The sequence below is a fragment of the Acetobacter conturbans genome (genome assembly GCF_011516755.1).
Taxonomy (GTDB): Bacteria; Pseudomonadota; Alphaproteobacteria; order Acetobacterales; family Acetobacteraceae; genus Acetobacter; species Acetobacter conturbans.
Genome location: NZ_WOSY01000008.1, coordinates 13,904 through 34,619, shown reverse-complemented (window position 1 = coordinate 34,619; position 20,716 = coordinate 13,904). Strand labels below are relative to the sequence as shown.

Sequence of the window (20,716 nt, the reverse complement as noted above, 5' to 3'; positions counted from 1 at the left end):
TTGTGCGTTGCCCACTGAATTCTGGAGGCTCCCCTGCCCGTCCTGAAACGTCGTCCCGTTTTGCTCTCCGCGCTGGTCGTTGCTCTTTCCCTCTCCTCTGCTGCGGGTGTCGCTAACGCTCGGCCGGGCGAAGGTGGTTCCATGGGAAGTCGTGGAAGCCGGACATGGTCCGCACCCGCTCCCACGCGCACATCGCCTTACAGTGCCGCTCCTATGGACCGCTCCATCGCACCGCGTCAGCAAACGCCGGGTTATGGCCAGAACTATGGAGCAACTCCCTACAATAATGGGATGATGCGGGGACAGTCGCGTCATCCATTCCTGACAGGATTTGTGGGCGGCATGCTCGGTGCGGGCGTGTTTGGCCTGCTCTCCGGCCATGGGTTCATGGGTGGAGTTCACGGGCTGTTCGGCTTTTTTGGGCTGCTGATTCAGATCGCTCTTGGCGTCTTCGTCGTGCGTTGGCTGTTTGGCCTGTTTGCCCGCAATCGTAGGGCTGGTTCAAACGGATCGATATTTGCACCGTCCGGTGCTGGCGGAACGGGCGGCGTCTCGCGCGGGGGTCAGGCCACTCTCGCAATCAGTCCGCAGGACTATCAGGCATTCCAGCGGCTTCTGCTGAATGTTCAGGCAGCGTGGACCCAACAGAATATTCCGGCATTGCAAGGCATGGCGACGCCGGAGATGGTCAGCTACTTCAATCAGGAACTGGCCGGTCTGGCGAGCCGGGGCGAACGCAATGTGGTTTCGGATGTACGCTTCATTCAGGGCGATCTGTCGGAAGCATGGTCTGAGAGCGGCTACGATTATGCCACTGTGGCGATGCGCTACAGCCTGATCGACCTGACCACCGATATGACAGGCCGTGTTGTCAGCGGTAGTTCGGCTGACCCGGTTGTGGTCACTGAACTCTGGACATTCGTCCGGCCGTCGGCAGGGGGAGCGTGGCTGCTCTCAGCGATCCAGCAGACTCGCTGAGAAAAGTTGTCTTACGACGAAGCAGCAACCGGGGCTGCTTCGTCGACAGTCACAGCGTTTTCATCCCATTCTTCGGCAAGAGCCTTCAGGCTTTTTTCGATCTCTCTTTTTCGCTTTTTCACCTGAAACTGCCGCAGCACTTTGACGCCAAAGAGCGCCAGTTCCAGCACGAACCAGCCGCCACCGGCCGCACACCATCCAATGATGCAGGTTACGGGGTTCATCAGAATCATGACTGAGGCATCTATGGTGCCATCCGCTCCCCATAACTGGTGGAACGGATGCACAAGAGCCGCGAAGGTGTAGGGCATCATCATTCTTGCTGATGCCTCACCCCGTCGGCTGTCCATCATGTAGACAGCGATCATCGGCAGCATCATGACGCCCACGAGCAGCGCATAGCCCGGCATCCAGGCGAGTGCCGCTCCACACAGCAATCCCTGTATCCACCGGGAAAGTGACGCCGTTTTGCCCTGCGTTTTTGTAGTGGTGGCAGCCATCAGAATACCATCTCCGCGCAAAGCGAACCTATGGCGCAGACCACGCCAACAGCAGTCGCAAGACTGATCATTTCATTCTGCACAGCGGGTTGCAGCTCCAGCTTGGCATGCTGGAGCTGGGTCCGTTCATTTTCCAGTTGTGCGGTCTGCTGCTGGGCGGCGCTCCAGGCAAGCTGATCCTGTTTCAGTCCCTGCACGTCATGCAGAAGCTCGTACATCAGACCGAGATCACCCACAGTCGCGGCTGTGGCCAGCCGTTCCCCCCTCTCCGTCCGGCTACTACGGCTCCGCCATTTCTTGAGTTCCGGCGAGAGGTGAGGCAGCAATTTGCGCCCGATCCCTGCGAGCATCCCCGTCATGTAAAGATGTTGCAATTTTGCGAGAAGAAGCAGGTCCAGAAACCAGGTATTTCTGGCAATCATGAGATCAGTAAAATGATCGATAAGTCGATTACGCACGGCGGACATAACCAGAAAGCTTGTCATGTGGATATCCAGAAGCGCCGTGGCGTTCGCCCCCTGTGCGCTCTCCGGATTGGTGTTCAGCCATTGCAGAAGTGCCAGCGGCACTGAAAAACGCCTGCTCACGCAGCGAGGTGAAAGACAGGCCTGTAGGGGATTCAGGATATAGGGTAGCCGCACCACATCAGTGGGCTTGCTGACATCGACCTGATGCACGGCCTTCTGGGCCAGACGACAGGCTGCCGCCTGTCCCGGGATTGCCGTTATCTGGGCAAATTTTTCGATTTTTCCACTACGCAGCAGATCAAAGGCTATGGGAGTCGGATCAGTCGGGAAGCCACTGCTCCCGGACATATATGTCGTCAGGATCTGCCCCATCGCATCCGGCCAGAGCCACATGCCATTCCAGAAAAGCGGCATGGTGGGATCAATCGTCGCGATGATTTCCATGAACACCGCAGCGGAAGCCGGATTGCCTGATTCGCCGAGAGCTGCGTCTTTTGGCAGTTGCGACAAACGAGAAGTCGCCTGAGTCAGTCCCAGTTCATAGGACAGCCATCGCTCAACCACGCCACGGACGAAGAGCCCGACAAATTCCTGTCGGTGATGGACGGCATACCACGCAAGGGCCCGCCCAGTACGGATGCGGGCCGAACCGAGCAGGAGAGCGGCCGTCGCAACGGGCGACTGCCTGACCACAAATCCCTTGTGGCCAGCGGCATTGAGCAGATCGCGTGGCGTGGGGCGCAGGGTAGGATTGTCAGACAGCATGGCTGCGAGAAGCTGCAAGACATCGGGAGAAAGGGAGAGTTGAGATGCCAGAACGGCAAAACTTCCCTTCTGGATGCGATCTTCCAGATGAACACCCGATGCTTCCTTCTGATAAGGCTCACAGCCGCCCAGCAACCAGACGGCCAGCGCACCGAGGGAGAACACATCATCCGCGATAGACCCATTCCCACGGGCTGCGGGGGGGCAGATGGCGGAGGTGAGCGGCTCGAAACGATCGGGCTGATAATATGCCGGAGGCGAAGCAAGAGCTGGTCCGAGACAGGCAGGAGACTTGCCTCCCGGATCGAAAACATTATCCGGCCTGATGGCACGGTGCGTCAGTCCGGCCTCGTGATAGGTGTGCAGGACGTTGGCAAGTGGCACGATCACACGATCGATGACAGAGGCTTCGGTCCAGCCACTGGTTTCCGTCAACGGTATGCCCGGAGGGGAATCACACAGAATCCAGACGGAGCCTGATACATCGCTGACGCTTCTGACAGGCAGCAGATACGGCGAACGGATCTGGATAAAACTGGCGGCGTTCGCTCGCGCGGGCACGAAAGTTTCCGGCGCGAGAGCGAGCATCTCGGTGGTGGGCGACATGCTGTCTCGCGCCCCATAGGCGGGGACATTTGCGAAATCAGGCAACCGCTGCGCAAGATTGATGACGTAGCGCCCATCAATCGTGATGGCCTGGCTGTCCGTTGTTTCAGACTGCCCGAACTCTTCCCCTTCGGCCATGCTGGTCCTTTACGCACTGGTGAATGCGCAAAGGATAGCGTGCAGCCATTAACGGACTGCTTATGACTTGAGAATCAACCGAATCAGGCGTCGAACGGGTCGCGCATCAGAATGGTGTCATCCCTCTCGGGGCTGGTGGACAGCAGGGTGACGGGCGCTTCAACGAGTTCCTCGATACGGCGAACATATTTGATGGCCTGCGCAGGAAGTTCGGCCCAGCTGCGGGCACCCTTCGTGGACTCGCCCCAGCCTTCCAGTGTCTCATATACCGGCTTGACCCGGGTCTGCGCGGCCGGACCTGCCGGGAACCGTTTGATGATCTCGCCATCCAGTTCATAACCGACACAGACACGCAACTCATCCAGACCGTCGAGCACATCCAGCTTGGTCAGCGCCAGACCGTTGACGCCGCCAACCTGCACAGCATGACGCACCAGCACGGCGTCAAACCAGCCACAACGACGCGGGCGACCGGTAACCGTGCCGAATTCATGCCCGCGTTCGCCAAGAGTGCGCCCCGTTTCGTCGAACAGTTCGGAAGGGAACGGCCCTTCGCCTACGCGGGTTGTATAAGCCTTGGCGATACCCAGAACGAAGCCTGCGGCAGCGGGACCCATGCCGGAGCCGGTACCCGCATTCGAGGCGACCGTGTTGGAACTCGTCACGAACGGGTAGGTTCCGTGATCGACATCCAGCATGACGGCCTGCGCGCCTTCGAACAGGATCTTCTTGCCTGCCTTCCGCTCGGCCTCAAGCAGATCCGCGACGGGCGTCATGTAAGGCAGAACTTTCGGAGCGATATCGTTCAGGAAGGCCAACACCTCGGCCTTTTCGAAGGTCTGGGCTCCGAGACCGGCAAGCAGGGTGTTGTGATGGAGGAGCAGTTCGTCGATCTTCCAGTCCAGCGTTTCCGGCTCGGCCAGATCGCACAGGCGGATGGCGCGACGGGCCACCTTATCCTCATAAGCAGGACCGATGCCGCGACCGGTCGTGCCGATCTTGCGGTCGCCACGCGCCGCCTCGCGGGCCCGGTCAAGCGCGCCATGCAGCGGCAGGATCAGCGGCACGTTTTCCGCGACCTTCAGGGTGTCTGGCGAGACGTTCAGGCCCTGTGCGACCACGCGCCCGATCTCGGCCAGAAGCGCCTGAGGATCGACGACAACGCCGTTGCCGATCACGCCCATCTTGCCCCGCACGAGGCCGGACGGGAGCAAGGACAGCTTGTAGACCTGATCGCCCACCACCAGCGTGTGACCGGCGTTATGGCCGCCCTGAAAGCGCACGACGACATCGGCGCGGCTGGCCAGCCAGTCGACGATCTTGCCTTTGCCCTCATCGCCCCACTGGGTCCCGATTACGGTGACATTGGACATGACGCAGCTTCTCCGATGGTGATGAACAGCAGGGCTTTCGCCCTCGCAGGAATCAGGTGACAGGAACGAGTGTGCCGTTCCGACTCAGGAAAGAACAGGCGAGACGACGGGCTTCGTCTTCCTCGCTGGCATGGAATTGCAGCCCCGCGACGGTGACATGCCCCTGCTCGCGGAGAATGCGTCCGACAGCCTCGTCAGTGCCGAACGGCAGATAGACCCGCGGGGGATGTGGTCCGCGTGGAGCCGCACGGAAGACAGCGTTGGGCCGCAGGGTCAGGCCACAGGCGGGCTCATCGTCATTGCACAGATAGCGACCGCCACGCCCCAGTTCTTCCTGCGAGCCGAGCGCATAAACCGAGACGCAGACGCCCGTATGATATTTCCAGCCCCGAAATTCGACGGGATCGATCGTGACCTGACAGCCCGGAACGCGGGCGCGGATTGCGGCGGCGGATTGCATGAGACGCTCGCTGAAAGACCGCGCTACCTCTGGCAGATCGGCTGCCTGCAAGGCGGCCAGCGCCTGATCGGCTTCTCCGGCAGCACTCAGCAGCTTGATCAGCGTGTCGGCGATCGACCCGCCATGCTCGGCGACGGCGGCGGCGTCCTTGCGGTCGAGAGCGTGCATGAGCGCCGTCGCCGCAGTCGGCGGAAGACCGGCCTGCCCGATAAGGGATGGCACAAGCGGCGGCATGGTGAGATCGAAGGAAAGATCGGTAATGCCTACCCGGGCCAGTGCCTCGGCGACGACGCCGATCACTTCGGCGTCCGCGTGGGCGCTATCGGGACCGATCAGTTCGATACCCGCCTGCCCGATCTGGCGTTCGTTCTGACCCGCAGTGCCATTGCCGACCAGAACGGTCTGACCCGCATAGGACAGACGCAGCGGGCGCGAGGTGGCGCGCAGACGGGTGGCGGCGATACGGGCGATTTGCGGCGTGATATCCGGACGCAGGGCCATCATCCGGCGCGTATCAGGGTCCATCAGACGGAACGCCTGATCGGCCAGTGCCGCCCCCGCCCCACCGAGCAGCGTGTCCTCGAACTCCAGCAACGGGGGCGCGACCCGTTCGTAGCCGTGGCTTGCGAAGACGGACAGAAGGGCCTGCGTGCCATTCGCCTCGGCCTGGGCATCGACCGGAAGGAGGTCAATAAAGCCGGGCGGCAGGAGAGCCGGTGAAGGAAGCTGATCGCACGTCATGATGCGCTCATATCATCGCGGCGGTGCCACGTCATGTGGAGTTTCCTCTTCATGATCGCAGAGCAGCGCCGGTGGCCTTGGCGACGGCGGCAACGACCTTATCCGAGACGGTTTCCAGTTGCGCATCCGTCAGACTGGTATCATTCGGCTGAATGATGATCTCGATGCCAACCGATTTCTGACCTTCCGGCAGTTTGTCACCTTCATAGATATCGAAGAGCGACACGCCAGTGATCAGATTGCGCTCAGCCCCCCGGGCAGCGCGGAGAACTGCCTCCGCTGGCACATCATGTGCAACAAGGAATGCGAAATCGCGCCGCACGGGCTGGAAAGGCGACAGCTTTGGGGCTGACTTCTTGCGCCGCTTCGGCTCGGGAATGCGATCGAGAAACACCTCGCACACCACGACAGGCGCGTCGAAACCAGCTTCCTGCAGGACGGAGGGATGCAGTTCACCGAACATGGCGAGCACGTTCTTTGGTCCCTGTCGCAGTACCCCGGACCGGCCCGGATGATAGTAGCCCGGTGCGTCCACGGTCACAGTCAGAGCTTCCACCGGCACGCCGAGGGAGGTCAGCACATCCAGCGCGTCAGCCTTGGCCGCAGCAAAGGTCATGGGGGCCGCGGACAGGCCCGGCTGACGCGGCGTACGACCGGCACGCAACCCTGCGGCGATTGTTGTCTGACCTTCGGGCGTGAAGGCCGCGCCGATTTCGAACAGAGCCAGATCGGGCCATCCACGCGCGGCATTACGGCGGGCCGCTGCCAGCAGATTCGGCACCGGTGTGGGACGCATCTGGTCAAGGTCTGCGGCGATGGGGTTCAGCAGGCGCAACGTTTCGGGAGCCTCGCCGAATTTCTTCGCCTCATCGTACGCAATGAAAGAGAAGCCGACGGTCTCCATCAACCCACGCGCCGTCAGGACACGCCGGGCCCGGGCCAGACGGGTGCGCCCCGGTGTGAGCGCCACGCCGGGAACCACCGAGCGAACTGGCAGGGGCACCGGCGGCACCTGATTGAGTCCTTTGATGCGGAGGATTTCCTCGATCAGATCACATTCCGGCTCGATACGAGCGACGACGTTCTCCAGTTCCATGCAACGTTCGGCCGACAGATCCGCCGACGGATCGAGCACGACCGGCTGGGCCACGTCATTACGCCAAGACGGAACGTCGACGGTGACGCTATGCTCGTCACGCGTTTTCGTCTCAAACCCGAGATGTCCGAGGATTGTCACACAGTCCTCGGCAGGCACGTTGAGACCGCCGAAGGAGGCGACCCGCTTGAAACGCAGTTTCGCGGTACGCTGCCAGTGCGGCTGAGTCCCAGCCGAAACGACATCGCTTGCCTCGCCGCCGCACAGATCCATGATCATGCGCGTCGCAGCTTCGAGGGCCGTCACTGGCATGGCCTGATCCACACCGCGCTCGAACCGGTAGCGGGCGTCGGAATTGATGCCGAGGCGACGGCCAGTCAGAGCGATACGGATCGGGTCGAACAAGGCGCATTCGACGAACACGTCGGTTGTGGCGTCCGTGACTTCAGTTGCCTCGCCGCCCATGATGCCAGCGATGGACTGCACGCCCGCACCGTCAGCGATCACGCAATCTTCGGATGTGACGATGTAGTCCTTGCCATCGAGGGCACGCATTGTCTCCTTGCCACCCCGGCAGACAGTGAGCGTGTCGCCCTTAATACGAGCGGCATCGAAGACGTGCAGCGGACGTCCGAGGTCGATGGTGAACAGGTTAGTGATATCGACCAGCGTGGAGATGGAGCGCAGGCCGACGGCTTCCAGCTTGTCACGCAGCCATTGCGGGCTGGGACCGTTCTTCACGCCACGGATGGTGCGTCCAAGCACCCACGGACAGGCTTCGGTGTAGGTATCCGCCCATTTGATCGGGGACGGGAAAGTGCCATCCACCGTATCGGCGAGGAACGGCTTCAGCTTACCCAGACCGGCGGCGGCGAGGTCGCGGGCAATGCCGTGCACGGCCAGCGCATCACCACGGTTCGGGGTGATGGCGATTTCGATGATGGTGTCGTCGAGGCCTGCGAAATCGGCATAGGACTGGCCGGGGAACGTGTCCTCAGGCAGTTCGGCGATGCCGTCGGATTCCGCGCCGAGCCCGAGCTCACGGAGCGAGCAGAGCATGCCGCCGCTGGCCTCACCACGGATCTTGCCTTCCTTGATGGTGATGTCCAGACCGGGAACATGGGTGCCCGGCGGTGCGAAGATGACGGCGATGCCTTCACGGGCATTCGGTGCGCCGCAGACCACCTGCACATCATTGAAACCCGGACCGGCATCGACGCGGCAAACACGCAGGCGGTCGGCGTTCGGATGCTGGACGGCGGACAGGATACGGGCGGTCAGGAACGGCGCGACGGCGGCACCGCGCTGTTCGACGCCTTCGACCTCAAGGCCGATGCGGTTCAGGGCGGCGCAGATTTCCTCCAGCGTGGCGGAGGTTTCGAGATGGTCGTGGAGCCAGGATAAAGTGAACTTCATGGATCAGACTCCCTCGTGCAGCAGGGCGGGCGCGAGCGGATCGGTCCCGTAATGGGTGAGCCAGCGGACATCGCTCTCATAGAAGGAGCGGAGATCGGGGATGCCGTTCTTGAGCATGGACAGTCTCTCGATGCCCATACCAAAGGCGAAGCCCTGCCACTCTTCCGGGTTCAGGCCGCAGTTAGCCAGCACGCGTGGGTGGACCATTCCGGAGCCAAGGACTTCCAGCCAGTCCTCCCCTCCCCCGATTTCCCCGGTCTTACGGGACCAGCCGATATCGACCTCCATCGAAGGCTCGGTGAAGGGAAAATAGGAAGCACGGAAACGCACGGGCAGGTCAGGCTTGCCGAAGAAGACGCGCAGGAACTCGATCAGCGTGCCCTTGAGGTGGCCGAGAGTGATGCCCTGATCGATAACCAGACCTTCGCACTGATGGAACATCGGCGAATGGGTGGCGTCGTGGTCAGCGCGATAGGTACGGCCCGGTGCGATGATGCGGATCGGCGGCTTCTGGCCGAGCATGGTGCGGATCTGCACGCCTGATGTCTGAGTACGCAGGACACGGTTACTGCCGTCACCTTCTGGTGGCAGATAGAAAGTGTCGTGGTCGGTGCGGGCAGCGTGGTGTTCCGGCGTGTTGAGCGCGGAAAAATTGTGCCAATCGGTTTCGATGTCTGGACCTTCGGCGACGGTAAAACCCATGGCACCGAAGATGGCGGTGATTTCCTCGACAGCCTGACTGACGGGGTGAATCCCTCCCCGCGGCATCTCGACCACAGGTACGGAGACATCCACACGTTCGGCGGCGAGGCGGGCGTCAAGCGCAGCGGTCTCGATCTCGCGGCCACGGTCATCAATCGCGCGGGTCAGTTCGTCGCGGAGACGATTAAGCTGCGCTCCGCGCACCTTGCGTTCTTCAGCGTCCATGCGCCCGAGCTGTTTGAGCAGCCCTGTCAGCCGGCCTGACTTTCCGAGGAACGAGACACGGATAGCGTCCCATGCACGCTGGTCCGTGGCGTCCGCAAGGGCCGCAAGGCACTCCTGTCGGAGTGTATCAACATCGTCGCTCATGTGACCTCGTCCGCGTTTCGTGCCCTTCCGCCGGAGCGGAACCATTTGAACAGGGCGGATACCCGCTTTGGCGGGTGGAGAAAAGCCCGAACCGGGAAAACCTGCCGTCCGACACGTGTCCCGTCAACGCGTCGCAAGTAGGGACACGTTAATATCTGCCTCATTCGAGCAAGTTCTGAATTTACACACTGACCATTTGCTTTTTCACGCCTGCATTTTCCTCCAACGGAACAAGATGATACCCATTCATTTGAATACTTCACGTTGTTTTCAAACGACATTCCTGCCGTCCTGTTGTCGGAAACTGGCGACAGGCGGCGCTTTGGCTCTTACTGCAGCACTGTGTTTCCCCGCCCATGCCGACACGGCACTGAACGTGACCCAGATCAACGGCAGCGCGATCGTCAGCGGCACGGGTAAAACACTGGCCCAGCTTGCCACAACAACACAGAAGAACAGCACCAGCCTCACATCGACGTCCTCGACGGCGAGCATGGCCTATTCGCTCGCGATCGGGGCGATCCAGTCCTCTCTCATGGGGGTTGCCGGAGGACTGGCTGTTCTTGATTCCAGCGGCAATATTACATCCCCAGTTTCAACGACCACATCCGCCTCCAGCACGTCTTCTACAATTGGCTGGAACGATCCCATCACATGGACAACGAATTCCGGCACGGGAACACAGTACGGCAACCCGCAGGCTGCTTTCAATCTGCGATGGACAATGGGCTATGACTCATCTGGCAACGCTTATGTCGATGATTACATGCCACCAACTCACCTGCGTCTCGGTGGGTCACAGGAATTCGACGGCGTACCGCTCTTCGTCCACAACATCCCGTATGGCGAAGGTAATATGGGCATTGTTGAGGGCGTGTTCATGCAATCCGAAAACATGCGCGGTTCAATTGCGGGTGTCGGCCCCGGAGGAGCCAGCAGCACCGCAAGCTACGACAATTACGATGCCGTCGCACGGTATACTTATGCCGGTCCCAGCTCACCCGTTTTCACGACGACCGGAAGCGCTGTCACGGCACCAGACGGTCTGACGCATATTCCAACCTTTACCGGATGGGGAGCAACATTTTCCAATCCGCTTCCGCAGACGTGGTCGGACTGGATTATAAATCATCCTCATGCCCGCATGGTCACCAATGAGATTGGAGAAGATCCGACAACGCACAAGATGGCGACTTACGTTGGCACAATGACGGGTTATGGAACAGACAGCACCACGGGTCTTGTGAATTCCGTCACCACAGATGGCTGGCGAGCCTTCAATCAGACGACTGATTTCCCCAATCTTAGCCTGAGCAGCGAGATTCCAGGTACAACGAGCCTCGACGGCACGACGGCCGCTGTGGATACGGTATGGTCCGATTTCGGTGATCCCGCGATTATGTTTGGTGTTTACACAAAAAGCTTTGCCAACAACGTCATCTGCTATCTTCCCGGGCCAACGCCGAATGCCTCTCCAGGAGACATCAACGACCCTACCGGCAAAATAGATAACCAGCTCCGCAGTTGTGAGGGCATTGAATACGATCTCTGGAACGATGATACGTCCGGCGAAACTGGTTACATGCATGGCATCACGGTCGCCTACAGTGGCACGACGTCGCCGACCCTCGACAGCTATGACATGAACCTTGCAGGAGGAAATGCCAATACGCTTATGCTGGAGGGCGAATGGTATTCCATGAATGTCGCCTCTCATTCTTTCGCATCAGCAGGATATGGCGGCCCCGCCTACACGGCTGGTTCGACGAAAGTCGTGGCAGATTTTGCCCAGTCCAATCGTCCGGGATGGGATGCCGACACAAGCTGGCCTGCCTCTTCCCACAACATGCGTCTGACGATCTGGAATACCCGCAACATTGACGATACGAATAACCAAAACAATTACAATGATTTTACCACGAGCATTGGTCTTCAGGTCGATGGTCATAATGACATTCGCCAATTAGCCATGGATGGTACGGTTCAGGAGCATCTTGAACTGAATCCTTCCAGTTATCCCAATGGGATTGCTCTTTGTGGCTATAGTGGATGTGGCTTCGATGTGGATCATGCGGGTGCACCACATGCAAGCGCCAATCTGACAATTCATGACGGAAAATCCCTTGTTCTGACAGACACATCAGATACGCAGGAGGGCTATATTTATGCCAATACCGATGGCAGTCTGCATGTGGTCGGAAACAGTACCGCAGACAAAAGTTTTCTGGTGCTTGATGTCGGATTACATTCTAACGGCGCTATAAACGCCCCCAATAATACATACAGCACACTGCCAGCCAGCGGTGCCACTTCTGGCGATCAGCGTTATTGCTCCGACTGCTATTCTTCAGCAAATTCATCCAGCCAGACAGGTATTCCAGTCTGGTGGAATGGCACACAATGGACAGATGCTCTCGGCTCAACTGCCAAACACTAAGTTATTTTACCATAACGTCAAATATATAAAAATAATACACTCTATTTATTGTGCGGATTTATTATGGCTAAAAAATTCAATGAACTCTACGCGCTTGAAATCAAACAAAAATTAGCCAACTATCAGAAAAAAGGATTATCAATTCGAGATATTGCTAAAATTACTGGAGCAAGTCGTAGCTATATTCACAGACTCTCCATGCAACTCGCGACATCCTCCGGATCCATGCGACAGGCTACTGAAAGAAGAAAGGAAGCCGGATGGGAACCTCTGCGCGCAGGCAACCCGATTTCCTGGGGAGCCATTCAGTTGAAACACAATAGAAATACAAAACGGCCTATTTAAACGATCATCTTTATGAAAAAAAAACAAAAACCGATGACTACGGCCGAATTTATTGACTTATGCGACTGTGTATCAAGAACAGGCAATAGTTCGCATTGCATGCGTCTGGTCAACAGACCCCTGAGTGATCTTTACTACTACCTAAAAAAACAACCTGATGAACGGCAAAGACTGACGATCGCGAGGACATTTTTCCATGATGAAATGACTGCAGCCATTCATGACCTCGCCTTTGGCGGGGTACCGCGCATTCGAAGAACAGAAAAAGGGAAAATAGTAACTGATGACCGCGGCACACCCATCATAGATCGCATTCCCGATACACGCCTCATGACTACGCTGCTGAGAGAACATTCAAACCGATTAGCACGAGCAGAAAAATCTGATTTTCTCATCTCTACTCTGAATATCAGTGAAGATAAAACCTCTAAATTACGGTCAGAAATCATATCAGATCCTCCTCCCCCGTTGAAAAAGAACAAAAAAACCTAACACCATGCCAATCAAACAAAGAGATGCCCTGACCCAGCCCCAGATGGAGATTTATAATCAGGGCTGGCAATCACATGCCAGATTTCGTGTGGCCGTTTGTGGCAGGCGGTTTGGAAAAACATTTGAAGCCATAGAAGAAGTCAGGCGTTCCATAAAAATGGCTGTGATGAACAATGTTTCTTCCGATAATGAAATATGGTACGCGGCTCCTACTTACAAACAGGCGAAAAAAATATTCTGGCCCAAACTCAAAGCTGCAATTCCAGAAAAATGGCTTTGCCATTCGCCACGAGAAACAGATCTCTCGCTGACAGTAGGTCCAAACAGACACATTGTGCGTGTCGTAGGTCTTGAAAATTATGATTCCCTACGGGGAAGCGGTCTGTTTTTTTTTTAGGAGATGAGTGGGCAGATACATCCCCTCTGGCCTGGAGTGAAGTTATCCGCCCTATGTTGTCAACGACAGAAGGACATGCACTTTTCATAGGCACCCCAAAAGGGAAAGACCATTTCTACGATCTATACCTCAAGGGAATTGCCGGAAATACACATGAAAAAGGGTGGTGGTCATGCGCCTACACAACTCGCGAAGGAGGAAATGTTTCCGACGAAGAACTTAATAATGCACGAAAAAGTCTAGATTCGCGTCTTTACAGACAAGAATATGAAGCATCATTTGAAAGTTTCTCTGGAAAATGCCTCTATGCTTTTTCTCGCGAAAAATCGATCCACAATGTTCAATACAATCCGGATCTTGCTGTGCATATTGGGATGGATTTCAATATCAACCCTATGTCCGCAACCGTTTGGCAGGAACACATTCATGAAGATGGAGATATTATAACAATCCAAATTGATGAAATTATAATACCGACATCAAATACGGATGAAATTTCAAAAGAAATACTCAAAAAATATGGCAGCAAAAAAAATGATTTTTCTGGAGAATTTTCTACGTCGGGCCAGAACATAACCATCTATCCGGATCCGGCTGGGCAATCACGCCGAACATGCGCCTCAGGAAGAACGGATATATCTATTCTTCTGTCTTACGGATTTCATGTTCAGACGAAAAAACAGTCCCCGAGAGTACGTGACAGGCTTAATTTCATGAATTCAATGTTCGAGAATTCACTCGGAAAACGGTCCGCATTCGTATCACCGCTCTGCATTCGCAGCATAGAAAGCTATGAACGATATGCTTACCAGGATGGAACATCGGAGCCCGACAAAAGCAAAGGATATGATCATCTCGTCGACGCCAGCGGTTATTATTTATATTTTAGATTTTTTAAAAAATCTTTTGAACCAGAAATCAACACCATATTAGACAGATAAGGTAATATTCATGGACTGGTCCGAACTTAAGAAAAGTATGTTTCTTCCCTCTTCCTATTCAGAAAGAACCAGAAATCTTCTTGCTCTGGAAAAGGTTCTGAATGGCACACTCTATGATCACATCAGATATCCCTTTTTCAAAACATGCTCTCCCGACGGCACGTATATACCCATCAATCAGCGACGTCCTTCCATTCGCACTCATTTATGTAATGTCGTTGTGGAAGATTCTGTTTCTCTTTTATTCAGTGCCTCACACTGGCCCAGTATTTCCATTCAAGGAGAGAATAACGAAGAAAATGTCGAAAAAGAAGAGAAAATAAGGAAAATCTGTCTCGACCTCAATCTGCCCTCTTTGATGGAGCAGGCTGCCGTCATGGGATCAATCGGGTCAGTAGCTATTCTCGTTCAGGCCATAGATAATGAACTGGTCCTGGAAATAAAGCGCAGTTGCTTTCTTGAGCCCAGCTTTTCTCTTTTAGACCCCAGACGCCTCATAAGGGTGAGAGAGCAGTATATTGTCGATGCTGATGGTCTTGAAAAGGCCGGATTTGGTTCGTTTCCTGATGGAAATTACTGGTTTACAAGGGATTTCACGGAAAACGAAACGATCTGGTATGAACCTGTTCCAGTAGAAGGTTTCGGTCAAAAGAAAATTTGTCTCCAGCGGGACGAGGAACGAACTGTCCATCACGGACTGGGCGTAGTGCCTATCGTGTGGATCAGGAATCTCCCAAACATGGATCCAAATGCGCCGGATGGGAAGTGCACTTTTTCTGCCGGCATCGATGCTATGATCGACTCCGATTATCTCCTCTCCCAGACAGTCAGAGGTCTGCGTTATTCTTCTGATCCGACAATGGTTCTTTCCGTCGATGAATATCAGTTTCCCGGGGGAATCGCTTCATCCCTGACCAAAGATGCATCACACGCTATCGCCCTTCCGCAAGGAAGTGAGGCAAAGCTTCTGGAAATCAATGGAACGGGCGCAGCTGCTGCGCTCAATATGTGGCAGGCGTTGAGATCGCTGGCTCTGGAAGCCATGCACGGTAATCGCACCCACGGGGATCGGGTCAGCGCAGCTCAATCGGGTCGCGCCATGGAACTGATGTGCCTTGGCCTGACCTGGCTTGTTGGACGGTTGCGACGCTCATATGGCGATCTTGGACTTGTATCAGTGATCAAGCTGATATGCCGCATCACCCAGAAAGTCCCGGAACTGCAAATTGGGGGCAAAATGTATGGCCCAGTCGTTCCCGAAAATATTTCTCTTGTATGGCCTGCATGGTTTGAACCGACATTTGGAGACATGCAAACTATCGCCAATGCGGTGCAGGCAGCAAAATCTGCTGGAGCAGTTTCTCTCGATACTGCCGTCAGGATGATGAAGCCCGCTACGCATGTTCAGCATATCGCTGAAGAACTCAAAAAAATATTAGATGACAACGATTTTCAAGAAACCCAACAGAAAAACAAATCATAAATCGCTCATCTGCGTGGAGTCTAAATGGAATTAACTTCAAACTCCGTTCGTGCACAGGACGAACGGCCCGCAACCGTGAATGATGCGGCGAGCACCCCGCGCTCTGCGGCAGATAGTGTGGCGGATGCTTTCTCTGGTCAACTGATTCAGGTTCAGGCCGATCTCGCCGAAGCAAGGGCACATGCCGCAGCCGTAGAAGATGAACTGTCAAGAATGCGTTCGGAAGCCGCTGAGATTTCACAGAAACAGGCGGAACAGATTGCAGGGATCAAAAAGACTGCTGCAATCCGTACTTCTGCTGTGGCTTCTGGTCTCGTTGATCTTGATTGCCTGCCCCTACTCGATACGTCCGGAATCGCTTTCGACGAGAATGGGGATGTTACTGGTGTAGACGATGCATTTTCAGATCTGAAAGCCAGAAAGCCCTTTCTTTTTCCTGGTTCGCAAAACGGCAGCAAGATGAATGGGACGGCACGCCCCTCGCCTGCCCCACGCGCCAAGGCGAATGCCTCGATGCCAGTCAAGGATATGTCTGAATCCGAATATCGACGCTCGCTGAAAAAAGTCGCGCCTTCTTACTCTCGTCGCTACAACTAAGGACACTATAAATTGGCAATTGATAATTTTCCTTCACAGCTTCAGCCGATTATTCAAGAGGGATATCTCGCCCGAGAATTTTCAGCAGGTCTTCAGTCGCGTATTGCATTCCGGGCAATTGCTGACCGCGAGATTTTCCCAAATCGTATTGGTGAAACGATCACGAAAACACGTAAAGGCCTGAAAGCTCCGGTGACAACGCCGATGTCACCATCCCAGAATACGAATTTTGATAACGGCCTGACTCCTTCGACATGGTCTGTTGAACAGTACACTCTGACGATCAACCAGTATGGTGATACGATTGATCTGAACGTTGTCAGCGAAGGCGTTGGCATCAGCGATCAGTTTCTCGCTAATGCCAACACCAACGGTATCCAGGCCCTTCAGTCGCTGGATCGTATCGCGCGCAACACCCTGTTTGCAGGCCCAGCAGGCGGCGTTGGTGGCTATATGGGGGGCAACACCCGTGTCACGACCTCTCTGAGTGCGGCCAGCACGCAGATTGCCGTAGATGATGTTCGTGGTTTTGATCGCGTTCTCAATGCTACGGGGCAGGTCGTGTCCGTAGCGCAATCGACCGGCATGACGGTTACGGTGGGCAGCAATGCCTACACCCTCATCGGCGTCACTTACGATACCGTGAACACGTCCACCGCACCGCTTGGTGGCTCAGGCGTTCTCACATTCTCCACGTCGGTTTCAGTCAGCGATGGCACTGAAGGCAATGCCGCTGTCGCCTCGACGGCCCCCCTTGTCCTTCGTCCGAACAATCGCCTGACGACAGCACAGCTCGTTGCCCCAGAGGGCAATTATGGCTCCAGCAATTACGTGGCGGGTGACACACTTGGCATTCAGACTGTTCTGGCGGCCGTGGCGGCGCTCCGCATGAACAACGTGCCCACGATCGACGGCGCTTATCACTGTTACCTCGATGACCAGCAAATGCTTGGTCTCTTCCGTGACGGAGATTTCAAATATCTCTATCGCGGTGCTTATGGCAGTGAAACGTATCGCGCAGGCTCTGTTGTTGAACTTCTTGGTGTGCGTTTCATTCCCACGACCGAAGCTCCGCTACAGGCTTCCCTCGGTACTGGGGTCATTCATCGTGCAATTGTTTGTGGTCAGGGCGCTCTGATCGAAGGCGATTACACAGGCGCCATCGATATTCCGGACAGCGATCGAGCTCTGGTCGAAAACGTTGATGGCATCATGATGATTACCCGTGAACCTCTGGATCGTCTCAAGCAGATCATTGCCCAGTCTTGGTACTGGATTGGCGGCTTTGCTCTTCCCACGGACGCTACAGTCAATCCGTCTATCATTCCTACCTCTACAAACAGCTATTTGAAACGCGGCGTCGTTATCGAAAGCCTCTAATATTCAGACACTGTGACCCGGGGAACCGGGTCACACACATTGAAGCGATACATTTAAGCATGTCCGAAGACGCCCTGACGGAAGTCGAAAAAGTCAATATAAGACGCTATTGCTGGTATCCAGCATATGGAAATAGCAATTTAGCAAATACATGGCTTTATTTCTCACATTATGGCATTCTTGAATACCGTTTGAACAATTTTGCTCCTGAAGAAATTACTGTTGTTCGGACCATGCTCAGCACTTTAACAACGCTCGAACTGGGACCATCTCAGGCTGCCGATAACCTTGATACGGATAAAGCTGCAGTCTGGACTCATAACCAAAACGAAGTTTCGGATCGAATCAAACTCTTCCGGCAACAGCGGATGGAATTGGTTCGATTTATCGGCATCCCGCCAGGACCTGGTTGCGTTTCATCCACAATCAATCTGGCAGTCTGATGGACGTCGATAAACTACAACAAAAAGTGGCATATGGTCTGCAAAAAGCGGCTACTGTAACAGGTGTAACAGTCACTCAACTACGCCCCGCGACCAGCATCATGCCGACAACATCAGACGCTATCGCTCAACTCAAGTGCCTCATTGATTCATCAGCGTCTTTTTCTGGCACTACTCCCCTTTCATGGGGACATAAGTTTGCATATGCAGCTATTGATACGACCAGCATAGAGACTGGAGATTATTTACTCGTAAATATTGACGATAATATTCCTAACCTGATTCAAGATATGTTTTTTGTTGCACGCTTTGAACCGTGGAAACCACTTCTTATAGTACAAACCAACACCACCATCTCTTTTCTGGAATCAGATCTTTCTACAGATGACAGTAGCCTAGGCTATCGGCCCCCTGAAGGGCCCGTATGGGAAAAAGATTCTCCTATTGCCTCGGGCTGGCGAGTTTCAATGCTTCAAGCCGGAAGCTCTGGCCGCTCACTCTCCCATTTAGGAACAGATGTATCAGTGGGAACATGGGAGATTCTCATGCCCGCAATTCCGGAGATTACCATTCACCAAGGCCTAAGAATACAAGATAGCTCCAATAATTGCTACCATGTATCCACAGTAGAAATAACGACATTCGGCCTACACCTGACGGCAACAGCGGATCAAACCTGATGGCGAGTATAGCTGACATTGAGGAAAAAATAGCGACGGAAATATCTCGCTATATTTATCCGGATAATCTTACCGTGTATGGAGAATCCTCAATCAATCAAAATGTAAAGATCTGTCGTGGATGGCCTCAGGAAACAGAACTCGGCAAAGACATGATGTCTTCACCTGGGACATCATGGGTGGCTATTAACCAGAAAAGCGGGTCAGCAAAAAACACCACAAGATATAACCGCCGCTGGCAAACCTTGGAAGATGATACAAACTTTGGCCTCCAGGTTACGGATGCATCAGAGGCATCGAATGCTGTAACTTTTCTGGGAACTGCTTATACTTCCGGAGTTGCTGGGGTTATCATTGATGGAACAGCCTATCCTGTACCTGTACAGATCGGATACACGGCAGAACTGATCACCCAAAACATATGTAAACTCATTAACAGTGTAAGCTTGTTGTCTCCCGACTGTAGTGGATCAAAAATTAGTTTAGACAACGATAGTAAAATCATTGGTCGCTGCGCTAAAAACATACAACTTTATAGGGAACTATCACGATCAAGTATTGCAATTTGCGTCTCTATTTTTTCGCCATCGATCATACAACGAGATAAAATAGAAAATGCCGTCATGGATGCCCTTTTATCTTCCGATGAATTATCAACACCCAGTTTTGATCATGGCGCAATATCTTTTTTAAATCGTGAAATCAATGATACTAATCTGAATGCTAATACCTATAGAGTTGATTTAATCTGGAATATAGAATTTTCAATCATAGAAACCATGTTGACTCCTCCCGTTCTTTGGCCAGGAGGAGAGGTTAATTCATTAATGCAAATTGGCTTAAAGGGTGCCAAAACTCTTACGCCACCTATGATTGGTGCCTTAAGATTTGACGCTTGGTACGGTATGACAACCGATGTTGAAAAACAATGTGCAGCAGCACTCAGTAATGCTCAATGGAGTGATAGATTACCTCTGACTGCTCAAATAACTGATAGCACCAGTCTCTCCTGGAGTGTGATTACGCAAGACGTAATGGATGCAGAGATAAATTATGCAATTGACTCCGGCATATCATTTTGGGTTTTCAATAGGTTTTCCATAGACAACTGGCTCACTGATGCGATTAATTTTTATATTAATAGCCAAGTGGAAAATAAGATAAAATTCTGCCTTTCCACACCTTACTCTATCATAGAATCCTTATCAACAAACGATAAAATAATTGAAACAGACTTAACATTATTAGAAAACGATAATTATATAAAAACCTCTTTAGGTGAATATTTATATTTTATAGTCTTGAATTCCACGCAAATCTCCCTTAATATAATTAATAAATATATTACCAATTTAAGAAACGCATGCAAAAAATCCAATTTACCTAATCTATATATAACAATACTTATAGACAGCATAAATTACGAATATTTTTTTGATGTAGCCAATTCGGGAATAGATTTTGATTCTATCAGTTTTCAAAAAATATCTTCCATTCCATCTGGTGACACAAGCTATACAAAGCTCACGCATGCATGCGAAATAGCATGGAAAAAAGCATCACAAACAGGTTTTCCTATTATTCCGACAGCAATGGCAGGCTGGGATCGTCGACCTTTAATTGATAATCCTCAACCACTTTTCCCCTTGATCGGTGGTGAAACAACTGGCGGATTCTATGAACAACCTCAATCTGAGGAATTAGTATCTCACATAAAAATGCTTGAAAATTTTATTATAGACAATGATAGTTGTCCTTCCAATATAGGCCTCATATTTTCATGGAATAATTTCGTCGAAGGCAGCTGGATTTCTCCCACTTATTCGCAAAACAAGCCTGAAATAGATAGAATTAACGCAGTAAATTCTATCTTATCAAGCATTTCAGATTTTGAGATTTTTAATTGAATA

General features: G+C 53.6%; 18 protein-coding genes. 12 read left to right on the top strand and 6 right to left on the bottom strand.

Features of this window, described 5'->3' with window-relative positions:
* Positions 1–42: 42 nt before the first annotated feature.
* Positions 43–978, top strand: a complete 936-nt coding sequence (locus GOB81_RS09605) for a Tim44 domain-containing protein (RefSeq protein WP_173570324.1) — start codon at positions 43–45, stop codon at positions 976–978.
* An 11-nt stretch (positions 979–989) separates the two neighbouring features.
* Here the strand turns inward: GOB81_RS09605 and GOB81_RS09600 are convergent, their stop codons facing one another.
* The 6 genes from GOB81_RS09600 to pheS all read right to left on the bottom strand — a co-directional run bounded on the left by GOB81_RS09600 (position 990) and on the right by pheS (position 9,611).
* The gene (locus GOB81_RS09600) at positions 990–1,478 is read right to left on the bottom strand and encodes a hypothetical protein (RefSeq protein ID WP_173570206.1); all 489 of its coding nucleotides are present in this window, start codon (positions 1,476–1,478) and stop codon (positions 990–992) included.
* A complete protein-coding gene (locus GOB81_RS09595; protein WP_173570205.1) occupies positions 1,478–3,454 on the bottom strand; it encodes a protein kinase family protein in 1,977 nt (658 codons plus the stop codon). The genes GOB81_RS09600 and GOB81_RS09595 overlap by 1 nt, the downstream gene beginning before the upstream one ends.
* A gap of 83 nt (positions 3,455–3,537) precedes the next feature.
* Complete coding sequence (locus tag GOB81_RS09590; protein WP_173570204.1) at positions 3,538–4,827, bottom strand: adenylosuccinate synthase; 1,290 nt, start codon at positions 4,825–4,827, stop codon at positions 3,538–3,540.
* 52 nt (positions 4,828–4,879) lie between these two features.
* Positions 4,880–6,028 carry an ATP phosphoribosyltransferase regulatory subunit gene (locus GOB81_RS09585; protein WP_173570203.1) on the bottom strand — a complete coding sequence of 383 codons (1,149 nt, stop codon included), beginning with the start codon at positions 6,026–6,028 and terminating at the stop codon, positions 4,880–4,882.
* Between the two features lie 49 nt (positions 6,029–6,077).
* Positions 6,078–8,540: a phenylalanine--tRNA ligase subunit beta gene (pheT, locus tag GOB81_RS09580; protein WP_173570202.1), complete on the bottom strand. Its 2,463-nt coding sequence runs from the start codon at positions 8,538–8,540 to the stop codon at positions 6,078–6,080.
* Positions 8,541–8,543: 3 nt separating this feature from the next.
* Entirely contained in the window at positions 8,544–9,611 is a 1,068-nt protein-coding gene (gene pheS, locus GOB81_RS09575) for a phenylalanine--tRNA ligase subunit alpha (RefSeq protein WP_173570201.1), read from the bottom strand.
* Between the two features lie 322 nt (positions 9,612–9,933).
* Between pheS and GOB81_RS09570 the strand changes: the two genes are divergently transcribed.
* The 11 genes from GOB81_RS09570 to GOB81_RS09520 all read left to right on the top strand — a co-directional run bounded on the left by GOB81_RS09570 (position 9,934) and on the right by GOB81_RS09520 (position 20,713).
* A complete protein-coding gene (locus GOB81_RS09570) occupies positions 9,934–12,048 on the top strand; it encodes a hypothetical protein (RefSeq protein ID WP_242010167.1) in 2,115 nt (704 codons plus the stop codon).
* Between the two features lie 63 nt (positions 12,049–12,111).
* The gene (locus GOB81_RS09565) at positions 12,112–12,393 is read left to right on the top strand and encodes a helix-turn-helix domain-containing protein (RefSeq protein WP_173570200.1); all 282 of its coding nucleotides are present in this window, start codon (positions 12,112–12,114) and stop codon (positions 12,391–12,393) included.
* Positions 12,394–12,492: 99 nt separating this feature from the next.
* Positions 12,493–12,885, top strand: a complete 393-nt coding sequence (locus GOB81_RS09560; RefSeq protein ID WP_173570199.1) for a hypothetical protein — start codon at positions 12,493–12,495, stop codon at positions 12,883–12,885.
* A 4-nt stretch (positions 12,886–12,889) separates the two neighbouring features.
* Entirely contained in the window at positions 12,890–13,282 is a 393-nt protein-coding gene (locus tag GOB81_RS09555; RefSeq protein ID WP_173570198.1) for a Terminase-like domain protein, read from the top strand.
* 53 nt (positions 13,283–13,335) lie between these two features.
* Positions 13,336–14,223 carry a hypothetical protein gene (locus tag GOB81_RS09550; RefSeq protein WP_173570197.1) on the top strand — a complete coding sequence of 296 codons (888 nt, stop codon included), beginning with the start codon at positions 13,336–13,338 and terminating at the stop codon, positions 14,221–14,223.
* Positions 14,224–14,233: 10 nt separating this feature from the next.
* Positions 14,234–15,706, top strand: a complete 1,473-nt coding sequence (locus tag GOB81_RS09545; protein ID WP_242010166.1) for a phage portal protein — start codon at positions 14,234–14,236, stop codon at positions 15,704–15,706.
* 24 nt (positions 15,707–15,730) lie between these two features.
* A complete protein-coding gene (locus GOB81_RS09540; RefSeq protein WP_173570196.1) occupies positions 15,731–16,303 on the top strand; it encodes a phage scaffolding protein in 573 nt (190 codons plus the stop codon).
* A 12-nt stretch (positions 16,304–16,315) separates the two neighbouring features.
* Positions 16,316–17,683 carry a DUF4043 domain-containing protein gene (locus GOB81_RS09535; protein WP_173570195.1) on the top strand — a complete coding sequence of 456 codons (1,368 nt, stop codon included), beginning with the start codon at positions 16,316–16,318 and terminating at the stop codon, positions 17,681–17,683.
* Between the two features lie 59 nt (positions 17,684–17,742).
* Positions 17,743–18,126, top strand: coding sequence for a hypothetical protein (locus tag GOB81_RS09530; RefSeq protein WP_173570194.1), 384 nt, complete (start codon positions 17,743–17,745; stop codon positions 18,124–18,126).
* Positions 18,126–18,806: a hypothetical protein gene (locus GOB81_RS09525; RefSeq protein WP_173570193.1), complete on the top strand. Its 681-nt coding sequence runs from the start codon at positions 18,126–18,128 to the stop codon at positions 18,804–18,806. Before GOB81_RS09530 ends, GOB81_RS09525 begins: the two co-directional genes overlap by 1 nt.
* A complete protein-coding gene (locus GOB81_RS09520) occupies positions 18,806–20,713 on the top strand; it encodes a hypothetical protein (RefSeq protein ID WP_173570192.1) in 1,908 nt (635 codons plus the stop codon). The genes GOB81_RS09525 and GOB81_RS09520 overlap by 1 nt, the downstream gene beginning before the upstream one ends.
* Positions 20,714–20,716 lie beyond the last annotated feature (3 nt).